The following is a 19508-nucleotide window of genomic DNA, read 5'->3' on the forward strand; positions in this document are numbered from 1 at the left end:
TTATTTGTTTTTACTTTTAGTTTCGATCCTGATTTCATTGTTCATCTTACCGTCGTCATTTTTTTTGTAGACCGTAACACTCCGGATAACAACCGGATCCAAAGCCTGCATTTCCTTTTTGGTTACTTCGGTACCATCTATGAAAATTCTGATATCCTCATCCTTATCGAATACATTGTTTTTATTCGCAGTAACAATCACTCTATTCGCGGGATTTCTGATATTTCCGTTTCCGCTGATTACTTTTGTATCGGCACTACCTGTACTGTAGAAATACGATAACCTGTTGCCGTCCAGGGATCTTCTTTCAGCTTCCAGTTTTGCCCTCTCACCTTCCAGTTTAGCTCTCTTTTCTTCCAGTCTGGCCCTTTCTTTTTCAACTTTAGCCCTCATTCTGGCAGTTTTTGCAGATTCTTTTATACCCTTTCCGTCAACAACAACTTTATCACGATCAGAATACCATGACAGGCCATCTTTATCTTTGAACCTGTATACCTTTATAGAATTATGTTTTAATGAAGGAGTAATTACCAGGTTAGGAAACTCATTTTTAAGGTCATTCATTTCCTGGATGTTGATGTGCATATTATCCAATTTTTTCATTTTATCCTGCCATGCTTTGGAATCCACGAAATCTGCTGACTTTGTGACATCAAAATCCATGGTATAGATCTTTTTCAATTCATCCGAAGCGGCAATCTTCCCGATTTCACCTGAAAGATTTGTAATCTCATTCAATTTTTCATGGAATTCAGGGCTGTCCGGCTTCAACTCTTTAAGCGCCTTGCTTCTTTCCTGGATTTTCTGTCCGAGATCGGCAATCTTTTTCTGGCTTTCAGCAGATGTTTTAATCGGGAGGTTCTCAGGAGACTTTTTCTTTTCGGGGACTATGGTATCTCTTTTAATCTGCGAGACTGCTTTCGCAATCTCCGTATTGGTGGCTTTAATCTCCTGATTTTTGGCATTTATGAGATAGGCAAACGCCACTGTAAATACTACCGGTAATGCTAAAATCCTACGCGCATATCCGAATTTGGTTTTAGGTTTCTGTAACATCTTTAATCTTTTTTTGAGGTTTGAACTGAGAAACGGACTGGCAGCCGGCCACTGGGTTCCGGAAAAGTGGCTGGCCAGAAGCATCTGCGCAAATGCTTTGGTGTCCGATTGCCTTACGGCCTTTTTATCGGCCAGGTATTCATGTATTAAACTAAGTTCTTTTTTTATGATATGGAAGAATGGATTGAACCAGAACAGGGCGGTGATCGTTTCCATAAAAATTTTGTCGTACGAGTGCTTCTGTTCTATATGGACCATTTCGTGCTTCAGGATCTGCCTTCCCACCTCTGAATTGAGGACAATGGTATCTTTCCAGAAAAGGCTTCTGAAATAGGAAAAAGGAGCTTCCGTAAGGTTGGTGTGGTAAAAGCTGATGCCTTTTTTACTTTCCTTCGGGAATGTTTTTTTGAACTGCCGTATTTTTAAAATGCCGTAGAGCAGCCTTACTGAAAAACAGAGAGAAACCAGGCCCAGAACTGAAAAAGCAATTCTAAAATAAATGTCGTCATGATCGATGGTTTTAGCGGTATTAAAATTACTGATCCTGTCCATCATCAGGTACAGATCATTACTGACTTCTACGGTAAAGTCATCCACCTTAATGAAGGGAAGCAATATGGACAATACCGTTGCAGACAATAAATAAAACCGGTTGTAATGATGGAAGGTCTTATCTTTTAAAGACAACCGATAGTACAAAAATGTTACACCGGAAAAAATAATCATTTTGATAAGGTACAGACTTACGGTTTCCATGATCAGTCTTTGTTTTTAAGTTCATTTAGGAGAAGTTCAAGGTCTTCAACGGTCATTTCATTCTTTTCAACCAGGAAAGAAACAGCGCTTTTATAAGATCCTTTAAAATAATTTTTAACCAGGCTTTTCATGGTTTTACCGGAATACTGCTCCTTCGAGATCAGCGGGAAATACTCATGCTGGCGTCCATGCACTTCGTAATCTACAAATTCTTTATCCTTCAGCACCTTAAGAATAGTAGATACGGTATTGGTATGCGGTTTAGGATCAGGGAAGAGTTCGAGCAGGTCTTTCAGGAAACCCTTTTCAATCTTCCACAAATACTGCATTACCTGTTCTTCCGCTTTTGTCAATGTCTGAATTTTCATATCTCTTTTTTAGTATGGACATACCCTTTCGGACTATATCACTAATTAAATAGTTATACAAATGTATAAATAAATTCTATCCAGACAACTATTTTTTTAGTGATAAGTGAAATAAAATAGTAATAAATTGATAATCAGTATAATAAAATTTTATCAGAAATATTAAATATGAATCTCAATGCACTCTAACCCTATTTAGCTTTCAATATAATAACGAGAAATCAATATAAATTCTTAAAACTTGTTAATTTTTATTAAAGAAAATGAAAAGGAATGAACTGTAAGTGGGAAAATATATTTATTTTAGTGCTTTAAAAATTTCTCATGAAAAGATATAATTTACTGATTGTACTATTACTGCTTATTTTCAACATTACTAACGCTCAAAAGAAAAACACTCCTGCCGCTGATCTAAGTGTGGTAAAAGAAACCAAAACAAAGATAGAAAATACGGTTCCTCTGGTTATCGGACACCTACAGGCCATAGCGACCAAAGAAGGGGACAATAATATTCTTACCAACGGGAAAACAGCTCTGGGAAAAGAATATGCAAAGCTGGAATCTGAGTGGATGCTTTACAGGGGAAATATGAACAACTGCATCCTTAACAATTCTTCTAAAAAAGCAAAGAAGTGTATGGAGTACCACACTCAGTATCTAAGAAATACCTTTATCAACTATAAGAATTACATTACTTACCTGACGAAGAAGAACGGGTATTTAGGAGTGGAAGGCGATACCAAAATCGATTTCAACCCTTCTGAAATTACCACTAAACTGAGTGAAGCTTATTTCAATGCCAACGATGCAGTAGGAAGAATGAAGGGAAGCCAGAAAAAAGAATTCCTTGGACAGACCATGGCACAGGACAATAACCTGAGACCTTATGCTGAAGTTGCCCAGTAATCCTGCTACAAAAATAACAGGCCGCCTTTTTAGAGGCGGTTTTTTTATTCCCACACGGGATCAGAACATTGGCACAGAAGATGATCATCATAGCGTATCAATCTTTAAATACGGCACAATGAGCAACCTGAAAAAAGGAGACATGGTAAGATGGAATTCCAGCAATGGTGAAACGCACGGCAAAATCACGGCTGTCCACACAAAGGATTTTACCTTTATGGATAAACAGAGGCGTGCTTCCGAAGATGAACCACAATATGAAGTCATGAGTGAAAAAACCGGTAAATCGGCCGTGCACAAAGCATCAGCACTTAAGAAAATGTAAAAATTGCCACGAAATTGTGGCAATTTTATCTGGTATGCATGACGTGCCGATGAAAACTTTTTTTTATACATTTGCACTATGCATTATTCAAATACAGCAATGATCGCCAAACCCTGGAATTACTGATCCAGGTGTCACTTTAATGCACTTCCCTTTTAGAAGACAATATTGATATTGCTCTTCCTGTTTTTCCGTATTATTATTTCATTACATTTTTAACTTATCATACCCGTTCATACTGTTCAAACTGCACTTGTTATTGTCAGGTTTGGAGCACGGGCCGGCTAAAGCATTGTTGTTTAGAATTATCAGTAGTGCTTATGCAACTGGTAATATAGAATTGAGGGTTTCTAACATAGGGATATCAGGAAAAGTGACATGATCAGCGGTGAAATACCGCAATTCCTTACGTATAATTTATCCAAACAATCTATCCCATTGTAGAGCGGATAGATCTAAAACAAAAGATACAATGACTATTAAAGATATTCAGAAACTTGCTTATGAGCATGGACTATTATTAACAGAAGATATAAGATTTAACGAAATGGGTGTCGACTTTAAAGTCGGTTTTGCCATAGATGATAAAGGACAACGGTGGTTACTCCGGATTCCCCGCCGCGATGACATGGGTGAACAGATTGATCTTGAGAAAAAAATTTTACAACTTGTCAAAAAATACCTGTCTGTACAGGTTCCCGATTGGAAAATTATATCTCCGGGCCTGATCGCCTATCCCCTTATCAAAGAAAAGCCTGCGCTCACCGTTGATGCTGAGACTTCTCATGTAGTCTGGAACATGGCTAAAGATAGCCCAAAGTACATACTATCATTAGCAAAAGCCCTGAAACAACTGCATGATATCCCAGAGGAAGCAGCATTAAAAAACCATCTGAAGGTCATGCGCCCATATGATTTAAGACCAGAGGTTGATCATCAGTTACAAATGGTAAAATCGGAGCTGGGAATAAGTCGTGAACTTGAATCCCGTTATAAAAAATGGTTGGATGACGACACCTTATGGCCGGATTTTACACAATTTGTGCACGGTGATTTATATGCAGGACACGTGCTTACCTCAGAGGATGGCACTGTTGCCGGAATTATTGACTGGTCAACAGCCCACATAGGTGACCCGGCGATTGATTTTTCCGGTCATATGACAGTCTTTGGCGAAGAAAGCCTTAAAAAATTAATCAAAATATATGAAGATACAGGTGGCAGAAGCTGGGACAAACTTTTCGAACATGCGGTAGAAAGAGCTGCTGCATCAGCATTAGCATATGGTTACTTCGCATTAAAAACCAATGACAACCATCACATTATGGGAGCGAAAGCTCAATTGGGTATACTTTAATTGCTTTTCACCAATCAGGGCGGAGTTCATCCGCCTTGATTTTTCTGCCCAATAATTGATTCATCAGTTATTCAATACGAGATAAAAATCCGCAGAAAATTTGTGATTTTTTTGTAACGTTGTTCCATGACCTGTCACGTTCTTACCATCGAAAATGTCTAACGTATACAATTCAATTATGGACGATCTGGAAACATTGAGCAAAAAACTAGTTCCCTATGCTTATAATATATTAATGAATATTGACGACAGCCAAGACGTCATTCAGGATATATTGATAAAATTTAATGAAAAGGATGTTGGTTTAATATCCAATCAGAATGCATATTTAATAAAAGCAGTCATTAACCAATCAATAAACTTAAAGAGGAAAAAAGACAGGGAAAGGCAGCACAAAATCACGTTGCCCGAACCCATGGTTACCAATCAGGGCGAAAGTAAAATTGAGTCAGATGAAATACTCAGTTATTCAATGCTTGTTTTGATCGACGCTTTAAATGCAAAAGAAAGGGCTGTTTTCCTGCTCAAAGAAGCTTTCGGTTACGGGCACGATGAAATTGCTGAAATACTAACCGTTTCCATAGACAATTCACGGCAGTTGCTAACCAGGGCCAAGAAGAAACTGAAATCGAGGAAGCCGTATGATATGATAACCTCTCCGAAAAAAGATAAAAAATATATAGAGAAATATGTAGAAACCATTCGTAAAGGTGACGTCAAAGCTTTGGAACAAATGCTGGCAGACGAAGTGCAGGTTATAGCAGACGGTGGAAATAAATTAACTGTTGTGGCTCAATTCACTTCCGGAATTAAGGACACCATTAAGCTCATGACTTATCTTTATGAATACTATCAGAAGGATTTTGAAATCAAGATCGAAGAAATAAATCATCAGCCTGCATTATTGTTTTACAAAGACACGACATTGATCAACTGTCAGGTATTCGAATTTAATCCGGACGGAAAAATTGCCCATATTTTTTCTGTTATTGACCCCGATAAACTCATGAGAATTTAATTGTTGATCTCTTTTGTCACGCTTCATCATTTTAAACTGTCTTATAAGAAATTGAAGAAGTGAACAGACAGATTGTACGTTTCGCTGGCACCTTAATGTTTATTGCCATTCGGAATACATAATTTCATGCCCACCATTCAGGATACCCTAATTCATCAACTTCAAAACAACAGAAAAATGATTGTAGTAAAAGTAACGTACACCGTAAACGATGCATACGTCAACACAAATAAAGAAATGATAGAAGCATTTCTCACAGATTTCAGAAAATTAGACGGGTCACCATTTGTGTATTCCGTCCTTCAAACAGAAGACTGCAAAACCTTTGTCCATATTTCTCAATACAAGGACAAAGTAATACAGGACCGTTTATTAAGCACACCAAGCTTTCTCCATTTCCAGGAACAAAGAGATAACAACCTAATGTCCGAACCCAGGATTGAAATCCTAAATTTTATCGGAAGCTCACAGGATATTTTCGACAGTTAATAATGTGCGAAATAGTGAAAGAACCCCTACAGGAAAACATTTATGGGAACACTCCAATGCAAACATCTGTAATGAATCATTCTCTGATAAAGGAGAAATTACCGGAGATTCCTGTAAAAATAAAAAATCCTTACTTTAAAAGCAAGGACTATACATAGTACCTGACAGAGATTTTTATAATCACAATGTCAGATTAAGTATTGACTAATTCACTGTCAGATCAGTCATAATAGTAGATTTTATGTCTGTTTCCTTATTTGATTTTGTCATAAATCAGTTTGGTAACCACCGCCCCGAAAAGATAATAGGCAACGGTCATCACTTTCTTTTCAGTCGTTTCGGCCACAGGAGCATCATCGAGGCCCATTTTCTTCGGTAATGCAACCGCGCCGATTCCTGCAAGCAATCCGGATGCAATATTAAAGCTGCTGGTTGCGGTAGTCGCATAATAAATCCCGTTGCTGATGACATCTCCCGCCAGGGTAGCGGCATACAGCTGATCAGGATTCGTTATTTTCATGTCCGCTTTATCCAATGCCTTATTCAGGGCTTCCTCTCCTACTTTATTGACTTCCGGAACATTATTAAAATTCTTTCTGATGGTTTCGTGCAGCAGGTTGAGTGCAATAGCACCTCCTAAACCTGCAAGTATTTTCTTATACATAAACTGTGATTTGGTTGTTGATCATTTCTATTGTCTGCCTGTTTCTTACAGATCCTGGCCCGTTGCCACCCAGTGTTCTGCCTTATTGTATTCTTCTTGATCATATCCCCTGAATTCGCCGATCATTATCTTGCTGACCATATCGGTAAACTTCTGTACACTTTCTTTATCGGTCACAATTGCGCACCGGTTCCATTTGGTGATATTCTTAATTCCAAGCCAGGCATCATTCATCCAGGCAGCAAAGGTGAAGTTTCTCAGTGGCGTATCAAGCTTCAGCAGATAGTTCAGTTCACCTTCCTGTTCTATTTTCTCATCAACAATTTTGATCACACGGTCAAAATCTTCTTTTGTAACTTCGCCGGATGCTTCAAATGCGGCAATATTCCTCGGGGCTGTGGTGATGGGTTGTAACATATGATTTTTTCAACTCAACTGCATAAACTGCGCCATAAATTATACGCTGATCACCTCAAATAATATTAAAATTTATGCTTGATCATCCTTTATGTATTTATTTTAAACTTAAAATCAATAATATACCATAAAACATTTAACCATTAACACAGATTACTCAACAAATTAAAATGAACTTGATTAGAATGACTAAACTTTAAACCTTGTCAGGATTTTGGAACCCTGATAAGGTTGTACGTCAATTGAATGCAAGCTATTGATGCTTGTCAACAGATCCGTAAAAATCCAGGCCCGTTGCTGTAGGAGAAATATCAGGAGATAAAAAATCCGGTATGACAGCGTCATACCGGATGTATTTTAGTAGCGGGAACCGGACTCGAACCGATGACCTTCGGGTTATGAGCCCGACGAGCTACCTACTGCTCCATCCCGCGGTGTATTTTTAAAACGCTTACCGAAAGCGTTAACTTAGTAGCGGGGACACGACTCGAACGTGCGACCTCCGGGTTATGAGCCCGACGAGCTACCTACTGCTCTACCCCGCGGTGTATTTTTAAAACGTTACCACAAACGTTTACTTAGTAGCGGGAACCGGACTCGAACCGATGACCTTCGGGTTATGAGCCCGACGAGCTACCTACTGCTCCATCCCGCGGTGTATTTTTAAAACGCTTACCGAAAGCGTTAACTTAGTAGCGGGGACACGACTCGAACGTGCGACCTCCGGGTTATGAGCCCGACGAGCTACCTACTGCTCTACCCCGCGGTATATTTTTAAAACGTTACCACAACGTTTACTTAGTAGCGGGAACCGGACTCGAACCGATGACCTTCGGGTTATGAGCCCGACGAGCTACCTACTGCTCCATCCCGCGATATTGGATTGCAAATATACGACAATTTTTTAAAAATCTTAATTTTTCTTGTAAATAAAGGGCTTTTATGAAAACTATGGGATTATTCGTATCTTTGTGATATGGCAAAAGTATTGAAAATTTATCCGGATAATCCACAGGAAAAGCTTATCAACGAAGTTATTACCACCCTGAATAACGGTGGTCTGATTATTTATCCATCAGACACTGTCTATGCGCTGGGCTGTAATATTTTTGACATCAGGGCTATGGAAAAGCTCGCCCAGATCAAAAAAATGAAGCTTGATAAAGCCCAGTTCTCTATCATCTGTAATGACCTGAGCCACCTGTCAGACTTTACCCGGCCCATTGACACGTCAGTTTTCCGTTTCCTAAAAAGCCACCTTCCGGGTCCGTTCACCTTTATCCTTGAAGCGAATAAGAGCCTTCCGCTGGCCTATAAAAACCATAAAACCATCGGCATCCGTGTTCCGGACCATCCGATTCCTCAGCTTATCGTAGAGAAGCTGGGCCATCCTATTGCCTCTACATCCATCAAGGATGATGATGAAATTATTGAATATTCCACAGATCCCGAGCTGATTGCTGAAAAATACGAGCACCTGGTGGATATTGTGATTGACTCAGGTTATGGAGATAATGTGGCTTCCACTATTGTAGACCTCACTTCCGGTGAACCTGAAATCATCAGACAGGGAAAAGGCCAGATTTAAATTTAAACCGGATCAGCTGACCTTAAACCATGACTATTGACAGGCTAAGCTGCTGATCAGATTCAGATTATTTACCAATGAAAATTATAACATCCCCTGCCAAATTAATGAATACGGAGTATTCTTCAGGCCTGCTGAAGCCTACTGCACCGCGTTTCATCGAACAGGCAGAAGAGATACAGTCCTATCTTCGCGAGAAATCCCCGAAATACCTTTCTGAGCTCATGGAAATCTCTTCCAAGCTGGCAGACGAAAATTGGGAAAGAAATCAGAACTGGAAGGCCAAACCTTCTGCAAAAGAATCCGCTCCGGCTTTATATGCGTTTACAGGAGAGGTTTACAGAGGCCTTGATGCCCAATCATTAGATCAGAATGCAGTGGATTACCTCCAGAAAAACTACCGGATCCTTTCCGGACTGTACGGATTGCTGAGACCGTCCGATAAAGTAATGCTATACCGGCTGGAAATGGGAAGGCCGTTCAGTTTTGAATCTTATAAAAACCTGTATGCCGTATGGACGGAGACTGTAACGGCTCAGCTGAAATCCGAAATGAAAAAAGGGGAATTTTTGCTGAACCTGGCCAGCAACGAGTATGGCAAAGTAGTAAACCGTAAGATGCTGGACCGTCCGGTAGTTGATGTAGAATTTTACCAGCTGAAGGAAGGCAAGCTTAAAACCATTGTCGTATACACCAAACATGCACGGGGAATGATGGCAAGGTTCTGTGCGCAAACCAATGCCAAAACGCTGAATGATGTCAAAGCATTCAACTATGAAGGTTACCTGATTGATGAAGAGAAGTCCACCGACAACAAACTGGTTTTTGTACGATAGATCAATGACGATTGCAGATTTTAAAAAGTTTTTTAAGGCAGAACTGACCGAGCAGTATTCGGATTCGGAAATCAAGTTCCTGTGTACTGTTTTTGTCCAGAAGACGGTAGGGTTCAATCCGTACCTGCAGAGAAGGTTTTCAGATCAGGAACTGCTGATTTCAGATCAGGAAGAACTGCTTCATGCCGTAGCCGGATTAAAATCCGGTCGTCCTTATCAGCATGTGCTTGGGGAAACCGAGTTTTTCGGAATGACTTTCTCCGTCAATGAGCATGTCCTGATTCCGCGTCCCGAAACGGAAGAGTTGCTGGATCTGGCTGTAAAGGCCATCAGCAGATCATCCCTGAATCTACAGGGTATGAAGATCCTGGATATCGGAACAGGAAGCGGTGTGATTCCTCTGGTCCTGAAAAAATACTTTCCGGAATCGGATGTAACCTCTGTTGACTTTTCTGAAAAAGCACTGGAAACCGCCCGGAGAAATGCTTTACACCATAAGCTGGCGATCAATTTTATCCATGCGGATTACCTGAATTTTGAGCTGAACCGGAACTTTGATATCATCATTTCCAATCCGCCGTATATCGGGATAGACGAAAAGGATGACATTGCTGATTCAGTGAAAGGGTTTGAGCCTGAAATGGCTCTTTTCTCTCCTACTTCCGATGCACTGATCTTTTACAGGAAGATCGCTGAAGATTCTTCAAAACACCTGAACCCGGGCGGACTGCTGTTTTTAGAGATCAACCAGAAACTGGGTCCGGAAACCTATGGATTGTATACAGATCACTTTTCCGAAGTCCAACTGATCAAAGACCTGTCAGGAAATGACCGGTTCATTACCGGAATCAGATAACCATCAAACCTGATGTTCAACCTGAATTTATTTTTATAGATCAGCTAGGCATCGATCACTTTTAATTGCTTTGAAGGCTCATCTCGATGCCTAGCTTTACATTTATTTTACTATTTCTACTGCAAAATAATGTACAAATTGCTTTTTCAGTCACTGTCAGGAAGCAAAATTTGTACATAAAAATTTCAGGTACAGACTTCAACCTTCTGGTTACTGACGCATACTTTTTTAGTCATATTCCTGTTACAGGACATTCTTATTTTACTTCTTCAATGTATCATTTTACGCTGAAAAATTATCCTTTCAGTTGTTTACAGATATGCAAAATTGCATACAAATCGTACAACAAAATTGCACACAAAACGCAACCGATATTTCTCCTTCCATAGATTTTAATCTCTAGTTTTGATCCCATCAGTACTGATCATTGTAAGGCTGTAACCGTATAAGCGCAATACGCTACAGCCTTAAATCCCAATGCCGGGGTTTATATGGCACACACAATTATTCACAATTAAAAAATTAACAAGATGAAAAAGTTAACAGGAATGAAGAAAAGTTTTTCTTCGTTAGAGAACAAGAGATTGCAAAATCTGAAAGCGATTACAGGAGGAGCGGCAAGTTCAAGAAAGGCAGAATCCAATGCAGGAGGACAGTGGGATCAGGATTATTATAGTGATGATACTGCCGGTGATTGGAAATGGGTAGGAAGACATACTCTGTCATTTGATGCGGGATAGTAATTGTTACAAAGGCTGCTTACTTATAAAGCAGCCTTTGATAATTTTTATAAACAATTATACGGCTATGATTGATAAAAAAAGATTAGCGTTGATTCTTTCATGTTTTTTTTTGCTTATAATCTCCTGTGAGAAAAGAGAACAAGAGATCAATTCTATTTCTTACTATAATAAGGTGAATGAAATAGACAGTATTTACAGAATAGCAAAAAATCCTGAACTGGCAGCAAAAGAGTATAAAGCACTGTTTAAAGAATACGCTCCAAAAAATCAAGAATATATTGAAGAGTATGAAACTTATATAAAACTATCAGAACAATATAATATTGATTTCGGAGGCAAAGAAAGTTTATATAAGCTGATCACTTTAATTTCACCTTCTGGAAACACCTATAAAAAATATCTTCCGCTTTTTAAGAAATACGGGATTGACAGTACAGAAGTTAAACAAAGAACAGCCTTATATAAAAATAGTCTGAATCATATACTAATAGATTCTCTTACGGTCGCATCACACCGTGACCAGGAAGCCAATCGGCAAGATATGATGATCATGCTTAGAAATGACCGTAAAAATTTAAACCTTTTCTTACGGATTTTCGATCAGTACGGTTACCCTTCTGAACAAAAGATCGGAACTGTAGGAAACGATGGAGAACCTTTAGCAATAGTTACGATCCTTTCTCATCTGATCTGTTTGGATCATAAAAAAATTTATCCAAGACTGGAAGAATATCTTAAAAAAGGAGAAATTCCTCCCCGTGTATTTGCTCTTATCATAGATAAATATTATTTGTGCCAACAAAGTGAACATTATTTTAATGTGTCTTCGGGATTATCTTCACACGAAGATTCACTAACGATTAACCGTAGACGCAAGACTATCGGTCTTCCCAGTCTCACACACTATTCTAAGATAAGAGAAGATTTTTTACATTCAGCTCAGCGAAAAATGAATTACTGAACTATCATTTTCTATTGCTGTAAATAATTAACGATTCCTGAAAATTGGCAGGAACCGTAAAAGGGCTTCCAAGCCTTAAGCATAGTGCGAAAATCTGAAAGATTATTTCAATTGATTTAAATAAGAAGCAACACCACGAAAACCAATTTCAAAGTAATGAAAGAACAGACTCAGAAGAGAATACGTGAAAAGAATAATCCTGTTGAATTAAATCATAAAGCAGTATTCAAATAAGTTCAGGATGATATTGATTATAACTAAAAAAAATGACATAAGCACCTTGGAAGTAATGAAATGGCTCAACAGGATGGATAAACCCTACACTGTTATTCAGGAAGATGAAGTGTTTGAAATCAGGATCCTGGGAAAAAGACTGTATCTGGAAAGTCAGCGCAATGTATTTTTTACTGATGACATCAGCAGTGTCTGGTACAGAAGAGGGGGAATACAGTTCGTACGCAAACAATATGACAATCCATCCGTCAATATCCATATGAATGAAGCTCAGCACTGGCTTGAGGATTATGTTATGAATGCATTAGAATCTAAAAAGCACATCAGCAAACAGCGCAACAGCCATGTCAATAAACTTCTGGTCCTGGAAAAGGCACAAAATACCGGATTGGATGTTCCTGCCTTTTATCTTGCGAAAAATACAGAGGATGTAACGCCTGGTAAGACCATTACCAAATCGATTACCGGTAATGTAATCCTGGAATGCATAGATTCTGAGTCAGACGGCATTATGTATACTTCTGTGATTGATGAAAAAGAGAGTGACGACTTCTTCATATCCTTCTTTCAGGAAAAAATTGAGAAAGATTTTGAAATACGCTCCTTTTATTTAGACGGCAGAATATGGTCTATGGCCATTTTTTCACAAAATGATGAACAGACCAAGACAGATTTCAGGAAATACAATACAGAAAATCCGAACCGGAATGTCCCGTACAAGCTTCCGGATCATATTGAAGAAAAGATGATCAAACTGATGCAGGTCCTGGATCTAAACTGTGGTTCATTAGACTTTATCAAAACCGGAGACACTTATTACTTCCTGGAAGTGAATCCGGTGGGACAGTTCGGAAACATTTCATTCGACTGCAATTATATGCTTGAAAAGGAAATAGCAGATTACCTATAATGATATACCCTACTTAAACACACAAACTAATGAAACATCTATTTAATGAGAAAAACCAGCTTCCAATTACATTTAAATATATTGAACTGATCAAGAAAAATAAGCTAAAACAGAGTAACAAAAACATAACCTATTATGTTCCGTGTGAAAAATACCAGACTTCCTTTTATGTGAGGGAAAAGCCATTTAAACACTTAGTCAGAATGTTATGAGTCATTTTTTTATCAAAAAAATTAAGTTTCCTCCAAACAGGATTTTACTTGTTACACTCATAAGCCTATACGTTCTCCTCATAACTGTTTCCTGTAAACATAAATCTCTCAATTATATTACGTATTATAATAGGGTCAATGAAATCGACAGTATATATAGATTTGAAAGAGATGCCCTCGAAACGATTAAACAGTACAAAAAGCTTTTTAAAGAATATCCTCCGAGAAACCAGGAACGCATACAGGAATTTGAGACCTTCATCACGCTTTCTGATCGATATCACAAAGATTTCGGAGAGAAAAAAACATTATACAAATTCATTCCGCTGATTGCACCTTATGGGAACGCATATAAAAAGTATTTACCTCTTTTTAAAAAGTATGATATTGACAGTATGGAAGTAAAAGAGAATATTGCAGATTGGAAAAAAAATCTAGATAAAAGATTGGTAGACTCTTTTTCAGTTGCTATGCTCCGGGATCAGGAAAAGAGGCATATAGATACTGCAGTGCAGGCAAAAAATGTCAGAAAAAATGCAGAGCTTTTATCATGGACATTTAAAAACTATGGTTTTCCTTCAGTACAAAAGATAGGAACAATGCCGATGCATACCTTATTAACGCATATGAATGAGTCAAAACAATATTATCCAATTATCAGGACAAAACTTATTGATTATGTAAAATCAGGAGACTGCCCTCCCTTATCCTATGCCATGATGTTTGACAGCTACCATGTTAATGTTGAAAAGGGAAATACGACTTATGGTTATAATAGTTTTACTGCTATTATGGATTCTGTGCAGATAAATCGCAACAGAAAAAGTATTGGCCTGCCAAGTTTAAAACACAGTGACAGAATCAGACAGGATTTCATGGCTGAGCTAAAGACAAAATAGAAAATTAATTAAAATCCTGTGAATAAAAATTATTTTAAACTATAATCAGAACGCTATGAATTACTTCAATTTATTCAGCAACATCATGGTCACAAAAGGGATCACCAGGGTTCTGGTTTCGGATCTTCAAAGGAACACTTCGGAACTGTACCCTCTTGAACTGCATGAGCTGATAGAAGAGCTGAAAACCACCTCTGTAGAGGAAGTCCTTAACCATTATGATCAGGAATCTAAAGTGATCGTACAGGATTACCTTGATTTTTTGCTGGAAAAAGAATTCGGCTTTATAACCCAAAACGGTTGGGACAGAAACTTTCCGCCCCTCTCTTATGAATATCAGGACTATAATATCCTGTCGAATATTTTTGTTGAACTGGATGACATGTCCATTCTTCAATCCCTGAAGCAATCCATAGAAAATCTTGAGATAAGGCATCTGGTCATTTACTGCCGAAGGACACTTCTGCTGGAAGAATTGATGCAGATTGACAGAATGTTTTCACACGCTCCTTTAGAGGGCATTGAGATTTTCTCGCAGTTTCATGATGCTGTAGACCAACATTTCATTGATACGCTCAACAGGAATACCGCAAGAGTGTATAGCCTGGTTTTTTACAGCTGTGGAAAAGCGCCGTTCAAAGATAATGACAGTTTAAGGTTTACGGTTAACTTTACCGATCAGGCCCTGACTATTTCATCGTGCGGAAAAGTAAACCTGGATTATTTCAGCACCAATCTTCCGAAAGTCCTGGAAGCCGTCAACCATAATTCCTGCCTTCACAAAAAAATAGGGATAGACATCCATGGCCATATTAAAAACTGCCCGGCTATGCCTGAAAGCTATGGCAACATCAAAAACACAACTTTGGAAGAAGCATTGAAACACCAGGATTTCAAAAAGTACTGGAACCTTACCAAAGATCATATTGACGGCTGCAAAGACTGTGAGTTCCGGTATATCTGTACAGACTGCAGGGCCTTTACGGAAAGAAACCATACCGACCGGAACGGACTGGATACGTCAAAACCGTTAAAATGCGGCTATGATCCTTATACAGGAACCTGGGAAGACTGGAGCACCCATCCGATGAAACAGAATGCAATTGCACATTACGGATTACTGCACAAAACAAAAGTCAGCTGAATGTGCTGACTTTTATTGTATATTTAAATCTATCCTATTCTTTTCCTGATAAAGATTTCGTAGCTCAGGTAAATCAGCGGGAGTGCCATGATTCCTATGTATAAAGCATTGCTCATCGCCATGGCCGGCTGCGTTAAAACAGCATAGACTACACCGAAAAAAGCACCTCCCAAATGGGCGGCATGCCCGATGTTGTCATGCGGTTTCGGATTCAGCATCATGTATACGGAATACCCGAAATAGACCAGCCCGAAAACAAATCCCGGAATGGCAATCGGGATAAAGAAAAAGTAAATTCCGATGTTGGGATACATGGCAATCGCTGCAAACAGGATCCCAGATACTCCTCCACTGGCACCGATGGCAGAATACCAGGGCTGTTTCTGATACAGGAACAGTGAAAAGATGTTCCCGAGCAGGATAGATCCCAGGTAAATAATAAGAAAGCCTATATTACCGAAAGCCTCTATGACCACCGGACCGAAAAAATACAGCGTAATCATATTGAACGCAAGGTGCATGATGTCCGCATGCAGGAATCCCGCCGAGATCAGGCGGATATATTCTTTCCTGTTCCGGATGGCGCCTACATTAAACTTGTATTGTTCAAAAATTGCGGTATTGTTAAAAGCAATAAAGCTGATAACGGCAGTTATAATAATGATGAGTATAAGAATATTCATAATCTTCCTAAATATTAATTTTCAAACAGGTCCCCGATCATTCCCCCTTCATCATCTATATTTCCGCTGCTTTCAGGTTCTTCCTCAGGTTCCGGTTCTTCTTCTTCATTCGTTTCCGGGATGGTGATATTGATGGCTTTTACCTTGAACTTGGTGAACTGGTTTCCGATGGCCTTAATCCCTTTTACGGCAATAAACTCATCGATATTCACCGTTTCCGGTTCCCGTTCCTTCCCTTTGTCTTTTGCAAAAACAATTTCAGCCGTTGCATGGTTGGCCGCGATTATATTTTCGATGAATGACTTCGGATGTTCAGACGGCATGAAAGTCTGTACATTAGGCGTATTTTCAAGCAAGAACCTTTTGATGAAATACATTTCTTTATCGGCATCGTAATAAATGCAGGTAATCGGCTGCCTCGGCCTCCATTTTTCAAGGATCAGGTAATCATCATCAAAACGGTTGCCAAGATCGAAGGATACGAGTTTGGCTTCTCCATTGGTATTGACCGTCAGAATCCTGTCATCCCCTTTGAAGTTCCCCAGCAGGCTTCCCCGTCCGTCGGCATTCAGCCTCCTTACCGTATCATCGAACCATATTTTTCTCGGAGCCAGGGTGGAGACACCTTCTTCTTTCAGGTCTACTTTCTTCACTGCATACTTGGTCACCAGATTTCCTTTTGTATCCCTTCCTTTGATGCCGAGATCAGAAAAATCGACATCCATTTTATTCTTCCGGATCCTTGGGTTAGGCTTAAGGAGAATGGTTACCTTTTCCGCTTCGCCGTTCGGATTGGCAGAGAAATACAGGAATTCCGAGCCTTTTTTATCTGAGGCCAGGTGATAGTCGGTATTCCGGGTTACCGCCGTCACAGAAAACCTTTTCATATAGTACGGCCCTTCCTTACCTTCACGGTAAATGGTATTGTATACCGTTCTTTTATCGTTTTTCTTCCAAATGGCTACATGCAGCAGGTCTTTACCGATGAATGTTTTCGGTTCCACCTTCACGACTTTCATGCTTCCGTCTTTCCTGAACGTTATAATATCATCGATATCCGAACAGTCAAACAGGTACTGGTCTTTCTTCAGTGAGGTTCCGATGAACCCTTCCTCAAAATTAGCGTAGAACTTTTCATTGGCTACGGCTACCTTAGTGGCGTCAATGGTATCGAAAATCCTCAGTTCGGTTTTTCTCTGCCTGTCTTTGCCATACTTTTTCTGGATGTTCTGGTAATAGCTTACAGCATAGGCGATCAGGTTGGCCAGATGATGTTTCACCTGTTCAATCTTTCCTTCGAGGGCTGCAATATTCTCTTTGAATTTATTCAGGTCGAATCTGGAAATCCTTTTGATCCTGATTTCGGTAAGCTTCAAAATATCCTCTTCGGTTACGGCACGCAGCAGATGCTTTGTATGAGGCTCCAGGCCTTTATCTATCGTTTTAAGGACTTCTTCCCAGGTTTTCACCTCTTCGATATCATGGTAAATCCTGTTTTCGATAAAGATCCTTTCCAGAGAGGAGAAATGCCAGGTTTCCTGAAGTTCATGAAGCTCTATTTCGAGCTCTTTCTTCAGCAAGGAAACCGTATGGTCCGTATTCATCCTCAGGATTTCGGAGACATTCAGGAACATCGGCTTATCGCCAACGATTACACAGGCATTCGGTGAAATGGTTACCTGACAGTCTGTAAATGCATATAACGCATCAATAGTCTTGTCCGGGGAAACATCATTGTGAAGATGGATCAGGATCTCTACACTGTCTGAAGTATTGTCCTCGATCTTCTTGATCTTGATTTTCCCTTTTTCATTAGCCTTAAGGATAGAATCGATCAGGTCACTGGTCGTTTTGGAATATGGCAGTTCGGAAATAACCAGGGTATGTTTATCCGTCTGTGTAATCCTTGCACGGGCTCTGATCTTGCCGCCCCTGTGCCCGTCATTGTATTCTGAAACATCAAGGAAACCTGCGGTAATAAAATCAGGAAACAGCTCAATTTTTTTGCCTTTGAGATACGAAATCGAGGCATTGATCAGTTCATTGAAATTATGGGGCATAATTTTGGTCGAAAGCCCTACTCCGATCCCCTCCACACCCTGTGCAAGCAGCAGCGGGAATTTTACAGGCAGGTCGATCGGTTCATTATTCCTTCCGTCATAGGATTTGGCCCATTCCGTGGTCTTGGGGTTGAATACTACCTCAAGCGCAAAGGGGGTCAGCCTGGCTTCGATATATCGGGCTGCCGCAGCAGAATCCCCGGTATAAATATTTCCCCAGTTTCCCTGGGTATCAATCAGCAGTTCCTTTTGCCCGATCTGCACCATTGCATCTGTAATGGAAGCATCCCCGTGCGGGTGGTATTTCATGGTATTTCCCACGATATTGGCCACTTTATTGTAGCGGCCGTCTTCCAGTTCACGCATAGAGTGCATGATCCTACGCTGAACCGGTTTGAAACCGTCATATACGGATGGGATGGCCCTATCCAGGATCACATAGGAAGCATAGTCAAGAAACCAGTCTTTATACAGCCCCGAAACTTTTTTAAGGCTCTCGCTGTCATGCGGGTTTTCATCTGTCATCTTCTTTCAGTCTTTTTTTCATTGTTAGCTTTCACTACTTTATTGAGGGATGTTTTCAAATCATTAATTTCTTTTCCGGTCAGGTATGAAATTTCATATTTCAAAAGAGCTGACCCGCTGTTTTTACTGGTAACCCGTACATATAGCCTTTTTATAAAAAATATCCTCACTACATCAAAACCGATCAGCTTATACTTCGGAAACTCATCGCTCAGGGGTTTTCCCAGGAAAGGGATAACATTCCTGTTCCGGAAATGGAGGGCTTCCCCGTCACTGTCATACTCAAAAATCTGTCTTCCGCTGAAATAAAACGACAACAGCAGAAAAAGCGGTATGATGATGAACAGTGCACTCTCCCAGCCCATGATGTCGAATTTATATTCTTCTAAAAAGAAGGCTGCGAAACCCATCGCTGCAATGATCAGCAGTAAGGTGCTGATAAAATTATAGGCTGACGCCTTATTACGGTTACTTAGTCTCATATTTGGTATTAGTCGATTT

Annotated in this window: 20 protein-coding genes and 5 tRNA genes; 13 read left to right on the forward strand and 12 right to left on the reverse strand. The window is 39.6% G+C overall.

The features are described from left to right. On the reverse strand, window positions 1-1812 hold the full coding sequence (locus CGB83_RS03050; RefSeq protein WP_100074463.1) for a M56 family metallopeptidase: 1812 nt from the start codon (window positions 1810-1812) through the stop codon (window positions 1-3). A gap of 2 nt (window positions 1813-1814) precedes the next feature. Next, window positions 1815-2180 carry a BlaI/MecI/CopY family transcriptional regulator gene (locus CGB83_RS03055; RefSeq protein ID WP_100074464.1) on the reverse strand — a complete coding sequence of 122 codons (366 nt, stop codon included), beginning with the start codon at window positions 2178-2180 and terminating at the stop codon, window positions 1815-1817. Between the two features lie 324 nt (window positions 2181-2504). Here CGB83_RS03055 and CGB83_RS03060 point away from each other — a divergent pair, with 324 nt between their 5' ends. From CGB83_RS03060 to CGB83_RS03080, 5 genes are all read left to right on the forward strand, one after another. Further along, on the forward strand, window positions 2505-3086 hold the full coding sequence (locus tag CGB83_RS03060) for a hypothetical protein (protein ID WP_100074465.1): 582 nt from the start codon (window positions 2505-2507) through the stop codon (window positions 3084-3086). A 118-nt stretch (window positions 3087-3204) separates the two neighbouring features. Continuing rightward, window positions 3205-3411, forward strand: coding sequence for a hypervirulence associated TUDOR domain-containing protein (locus CGB83_RS03065; RefSeq protein ID WP_100074466.1), 207 nt, complete (start codon window positions 3205-3207; stop codon window positions 3409-3411). Between the two features lie 472 nt (window positions 3412-3883). Continuing rightward, window positions 3884-4768: an Mph(E)/Mph(G) family macrolide 2'-phosphotransferase gene (mph, locus tag CGB83_RS03070; RefSeq protein WP_100074467.1), complete on the forward strand. Its 885-nt coding sequence runs from the start codon at window positions 3884-3886 to the stop codon at window positions 4766-4768. 178 nt (window positions 4769-4946) lie between these two features. Then, window positions 4947-5786, forward strand: a complete 840-nt coding sequence (locus tag CGB83_RS03075; RefSeq protein WP_157761279.1) for a sigma-70 family RNA polymerase sigma factor — start codon at window positions 4947-4949, stop codon at window positions 5784-5786. A gap of 177 nt (window positions 5787-5963) precedes the next feature. Next, window positions 5964-6275 (forward strand): hypothetical protein, encoded by a 312-nt coding sequence (locus tag CGB83_RS03080; RefSeq protein WP_100077474.1) that lies wholly within the window; start codon window positions 5964-5966, stop codon window positions 6273-6275. A 253-nt stretch (window positions 6276-6528) separates the two neighbouring features. On the opposite strand, the gene CGB83_RS03085 is transcribed toward CGB83_RS03080, so the two are convergent. The 7 genes from CGB83_RS03085 to CGB83_RS03115 form a co-directional block, all read right to left on the reverse strand. Next, window positions 6529-6939, reverse strand: coding sequence for a hypothetical protein (locus CGB83_RS03085; protein ID WP_100074469.1), 411 nt, complete (start codon window positions 6937-6939; stop codon window positions 6529-6531). 45 nt (window positions 6940-6984) lie between these two features. Beyond that, a complete protein-coding gene (locus tag CGB83_RS03090; RefSeq protein WP_100074470.1) occupies window positions 6985-7356 on the reverse strand; it encodes a SpoIIAA family protein in 372 nt (123 codons plus the stop codon). A gap of 361 nt (window positions 7357-7717) precedes the next feature. Beyond that, window positions 7718-7790, reverse strand: a tRNA-Met gene (locus CGB83_RS03095). 38 nt (window positions 7791-7828) lie between these two features. Next, window positions 7829-7901: transfer RNA gene (locus CGB83_RS03100), tRNA-Met, on the reverse strand. Window positions 7902-7938: 37 nt separating this feature from the next. Beyond that, window positions 7939-8011: transfer RNA gene (locus CGB83_RS03105), tRNA-Met, on the reverse strand. 38 nt (window positions 8012-8049) lie between these two features. After that, a tRNA-Met gene (locus tag CGB83_RS03110) sits at window positions 8050-8122 on the reverse strand. A 36-nt stretch (window positions 8123-8158) separates the two neighbouring features. Then, window positions 8159-8231, reverse strand: a tRNA-Met gene (locus CGB83_RS03115). Window positions 8232-8332: 101 nt separating this feature from the next. Between CGB83_RS03115 and CGB83_RS03120 the strand changes: the two genes are divergently transcribed. The 8 genes from CGB83_RS03120 to gwsS all read left to right on the forward strand — a co-directional run bounded on the left by CGB83_RS03120 (window position 8333) and on the right by gwsS (window position 15739). Further along, window positions 8333-8944 (forward strand): L-threonylcarbamoyladenylate synthase, encoded by a 612-nt coding sequence (locus CGB83_RS03120; RefSeq protein WP_100074471.1) that lies wholly within the window; start codon window positions 8333-8335, stop codon window positions 8942-8944. 77 nt (window positions 8945-9021) lie between these two features. Beyond that, window positions 9022-9780, forward strand: a complete 759-nt coding sequence (yaaA, locus tag CGB83_RS03125) for a peroxide stress protein YaaA (protein WP_100074472.1) — start codon at window positions 9022-9024, stop codon at window positions 9778-9780. 4 nt (window positions 9781-9784) lie between these two features. Beyond that, a complete protein-coding gene (prmC, locus tag CGB83_RS03130; RefSeq protein ID WP_100074473.1) occupies window positions 9785-10636 on the forward strand; it encodes a peptide chain release factor N(5)-glutamine methyltransferase in 852 nt (283 codons plus the stop codon). Between the two features lie 530 nt (window positions 10637-11166). After that, window positions 11167-11376 (forward strand): TIGR04139 family peptide modification target, encoded by a 210-nt coding sequence (locus tag CGB83_RS03135; protein ID WP_100074474.1) that lies wholly within the window; start codon window positions 11167-11169, stop codon window positions 11374-11376. A 67-nt stretch (window positions 11377-11443) separates the two neighbouring features. Continuing rightward, window positions 11444-12340 (forward strand): hypothetical protein, encoded by an 897-nt coding sequence (locus CGB83_RS03140; RefSeq protein WP_100074475.1) that lies wholly within the window; start codon window positions 11444-11446, stop codon window positions 12338-12340. Between the two features lie 241 nt (window positions 12341-12581). Then, entirely contained in the window at window positions 12582-13484 is a 903-nt protein-coding gene (gene gwsG / locus CGB83_RS03145) for a grasp-with-spasm system ATP-grasp peptide maturase (RefSeq protein ID WP_100074476.1), read from the forward strand. 208 nt (window positions 13485-13692) lie between these two features. After that, window positions 13693-14595, forward strand: coding sequence for a hypothetical protein (locus CGB83_RS03155; protein WP_228420067.1), 903 nt, complete (start codon window positions 13693-13695; stop codon window positions 14593-14595). Between the two features lie 55 nt (window positions 14596-14650). Next, window positions 14651-15739 carry a grasp-with-spasm system SPASM domain peptide maturase gene (gwsS, locus tag CGB83_RS03160; RefSeq protein ID WP_100074478.1) on the forward strand — a complete coding sequence of 363 codons (1089 nt, stop codon included), beginning with the start codon at window positions 14651-14653 and terminating at the stop codon, window positions 15737-15739. 29 nt (window positions 15740-15768) lie between these two features. Here gwsS and CGB83_RS03165 read toward each other — a convergent pair whose 3' ends face one another. From CGB83_RS03165 to CGB83_RS03175, 3 genes are read right to left on the reverse strand one after another with little or no spacing between them, the layout of a single operon-like run. Next, entirely contained in the window at window positions 15769-16422 is a 654-nt protein-coding gene (locus tag CGB83_RS03165; RefSeq protein ID WP_100074479.1) for a rhomboid family intramembrane serine protease, read from the reverse strand. Window positions 16423-16436: 14 nt separating this feature from the next. Next, window positions 16437-19007: a DNA gyrase/topoisomerase IV subunit A gene (locus tag CGB83_RS03170; protein ID WP_100074480.1), complete on the reverse strand. Its 2571-nt coding sequence runs from the start codon at window positions 19005-19007 to the stop codon at window positions 16437-16439. Further along, window positions 19004-19489 (reverse strand): hypothetical protein, encoded by a 486-nt coding sequence (locus tag CGB83_RS03175; protein ID WP_100074481.1) that lies wholly within the window; start codon window positions 19487-19489, stop codon window positions 19004-19006. The genes CGB83_RS03170 and CGB83_RS03175 overlap by 4 nt, the downstream gene beginning before the upstream one ends. Between the last annotated feature and the right edge of the window lie 19 nt (window positions 19490-19508).

The sequence above is a fragment of the Chryseobacterium camelliae genome (genome assembly GCF_002770595.1).
Taxonomy (GTDB): Bacteria; Bacteroidota; Bacteroidia; order Flavobacteriales; family Weeksellaceae; genus Chryseobacterium; species Chryseobacterium camelliae.